Raw genomic sequence first — 3,064 nt, forward strand, 5'->3', positions numbered from 1 at the left:
TCCACCCCGGGCGCCCAGCCGCCGGGGCCCTTCGCCCAGTCGGCCAGCACCTCCACCACCGCGCGCGCCACGTCGTCCGGAACGGGGCCGTCGGCCGCCTGCGGGGAGAGCAGCGGACGCAGCCGGTTGCCCCAGCCGATGTCCGACAGCCGCCCGAGCGCGCGGCCCTCGCCGGACTGCTCGGACGCCGGGATGCGCCCCTTCAGGTCGACCCCCACCGCCGCCATGCCGGTGGGCCACATCTTGCGGGGCTCCACCTCCACACCGGCCCGGGCCAGATTCGATCGCGCGGCGTCCACCGACCCGGTGGAGGCGTCCGCCGTGAAGCGCGCCCCCGCGCAGTTGTCGCAGCGGCCGCACGGCGCGGCCTCCTCGTCGTCCAGCTGACGCCGCAGGAACTCCATCCGGCAGCCGTCGGTGGCGGCGTAGGCGCGCATCGCCTGCTGCTCCGCCTCGCGCTGCCGGGCCACCCAGGCGTACCGCTCGGCGTCGTAGCTCCAGGGCCGCCCGGTGGCGATCCAGCCGCCCTTCACCCGGTGTACCGCCCCGTCCACGTCGAGCACCTTGAGCATGGTCTCCAGCCGGGACCTGCGAAGCTCCACCAGCGGCTCCAGGGCGGGCAGCGACAGAGGCCGCTCGGAGGCGCCCAGCACGTCGAGGGTGCGCCGGACCGTCTCCTCCGGGGGGAAGGCCAGCGAGGCGAAGTAGCTCCAGATCGCGGCGTCCTCCTGCCCCGGCAGCAGCAGCACCTCCGCGTGGTCGACACCGCGGCCGGCGCGGCCGACCTGCTGGTAGTAGGCGATCGGGGAGGACGGCGAGCCCAGGTGCACCACGAAACCGAGGTCGGGCTTGTCGAAGCCCATCCCGAGTGCCGAGGTGGCGATCAGCGCCTTCACCTTGTTGTGCAGCAGATCGTCCTCGGCCTGCTGGCGATCGGCGTTCTCGGTCTTCCCTGTGTACGAGGCCACGGTGTGCCCGCGCCGGCGGAGGAAGGCCGTGACCTCCTCGGCCGCCGCCACGGTCAGCGTGTACACGATGCCGGAGCCCGGCAGGTCGTCCAGACGGTCGGCCAGCCAGGCCAGCCGGTGCGCCGCGTCCGGCAGTTCGAGGACGCTCAGGCTGAGGCTCTCCCGGTCCAGCGGGCCGCGCAGCACCAGCGCGTCGGAGTCCGCCCCGGCCGCCCCGGTGCCGAGCTGCTCGGCGACGTCCGCCGTCACGCGGGCGTTGGCGGTGGCCGTGGTCGCCAGCACCGGCACACCCGCGGGCAGCTCCTGGAGCATCGTGCGCAGCCTGCGGTAGTCGGGTCGGAAGTCGTGCCCCCAGTCGGAGATGCAGTGCGCCTCGTCCACCACCAGCAGGCCGGTCGTGGCCGCCAGGGCGGGCAGCACGTGGTCGCGGAAGTCCGGGTTGTTGAGCCGCTCCGGGCTGACCAGCAGCACGTCCACCGCCCCGGCCGCGATCTCCGCCTGGACGGTCTCCCAGTCCTCCTGGTTGGCGGAGTTGATGGTCCGGGCGTGGATGCCCGCCCGCGCGGCCGCGTCGACCTGGTTGCGCATCAGCGCCAGCAGCGGAGAGACGATCACCGTGGGGCCGCTGCCGCGGGCCCGGAGCAGGGAGGTCGCCACGAAGTACACCGCCGACTTGCCCCACCCGGTGCGCTGCACCACCAGGGCGCGTCGGCGGTGCGCGACCAGCGCCTCGACCGCACGCCACTGGTCCTCGCGCAGTCGCGCCCGTCCGGTGGGGTCGCCGACGAGCCGGGCGAGGACGGCGTCGGCCTCGCTCCGCAGTTCCGTGGTGTCGTGGTGCTGGTCCATGACCCCATCAAACAGGACGGCGGCGACGGACGGAGTTTGTGCACAGGCCGTCGTCCACAGCCGAACGGGTGAAGGCGGCGATCGGCCGTATCGTCGCCGCATGACACATCGCGACGAAATCACTGGTTCCTCCGGAAACGAGACGAACGAGACCAGCGGGGGTGAGTCGGCTGATTCCGTCCTTCAGCAGGTCACCCTGCGGAGCGCCGGGGAGCTCGCCGACGCCCTGCCCTACCTGCTGGGCTACCGGCCGGAGGACAGCATGGTGCTGGTGGCCCTGCACGACTTCGGGGACCAGGGGCGGTTCGGCGGCAGGGCCCGGCTCGGCATCCCGGGCGCGTCCTCGGAGTGGCAGGCGGCCGCCCGGCAGCTGGCTCTCGGTCTGGTGACCGGCAGCGCCCGCCGGGGCTCGGCGGTCACCGGCATGGTGGCCTACGTGTGCGAGGAGCCCGCGCCGGGCGACACCGGACGGGCCGTGATGGAACGCCTGCGGCCGCTGGCCCAGCTGCTGCGCACCGAGTGCGGGAAGCTCGACGTGCCGGTCGTCGAGGCGCTGTGTCTCTCCGGTGGGCGGTACTGGTCCTACTGCTGCTCGGACGAGCACTGCTGCCCCGCGGAGGGCAGACCCATGGGACTCCCCGGCACCTCGGTGCTGGCCGCCGCCGCGACCTACGCCGGACTGAGGGTGCGGGGCTCCCTGGGCGAGATGCGGGTACGGCTGCACCCGTGGGAGGGGAGGGAGGCAGTGGCGGCCCAGGAGACCGCCCTGGACGAGACGGCCGCGAAGCTGCTGCCGCGCCTGGTCGAGACGGACGGCCGCGCGGCGGTGGCGGAGGAGACCGTGCGACTGGCGGCTCGTGTCCACCACCGCTACGCCGCCGAGCCGCCGCGGCCCGACCCGGCCGACGCGGACCTCAGGGACGACGCGCTCCTGACCGACGAGGAGGCCGCTGCGCTCATTCTCGGCCTCCAGGACCGCGCCACCCGGGACCGGGCGGCGGAATGGATGGAGGGGCCCGAGGCGGACCCCGCCCTCCGGCTCTGGCGGGCGCTCTCCCGCCGCTGCGTCGGCTCCTACGGCGAGCACGCGGCGCCGTGCCTCACCCTGGCCGGCTGGGTGGCCTGGTCCACCGGGGACGACGTGGAGGCGCGGGAGGCCCTGGCGATGGCGCTCGCCGCCGAACCCGGCTATCTGTTCGCCCGCCTGCTCCACCGGGCGGTCGACGAAGGGCTGGACCCCGAGTCCG

General features: G+C 74.4%; 2 protein-coding genes. One reads left to right on the plus strand and one right to left on the minus strand.

Annotated elements, in window-relative coordinates; translation table 11 throughout:
• A partial coding sequence (locus tag HW445_RS24365; protein WP_180223091.1) for an ATP-dependent DNA helicase RecQ occupies positions 1-1,817 on the minus strand: 1,817 nt, incomplete at its 3' end.
• A 100-nt stretch (positions 1,818-1,917) separates the two neighbouring features.
• Here HW445_RS24365 and HW445_RS24370 point away from each other — a divergent pair.
• Positions 1,918-3,064 (plus strand): DUF4192 domain-containing protein (locus tag HW445_RS24370; protein WP_180223092.1); only part of this gene is annotated, 1,147 nt, incomplete at its 3' end.

This window comes from Streptomyces sp. UH6, assembly GCF_013421635.1.
Lineage (GTDB): Bacteria > Actinomycetota > Actinomycetes > Streptomycetales > Streptomycetaceae > Streptomyces > Streptomyces abyssomicinicus.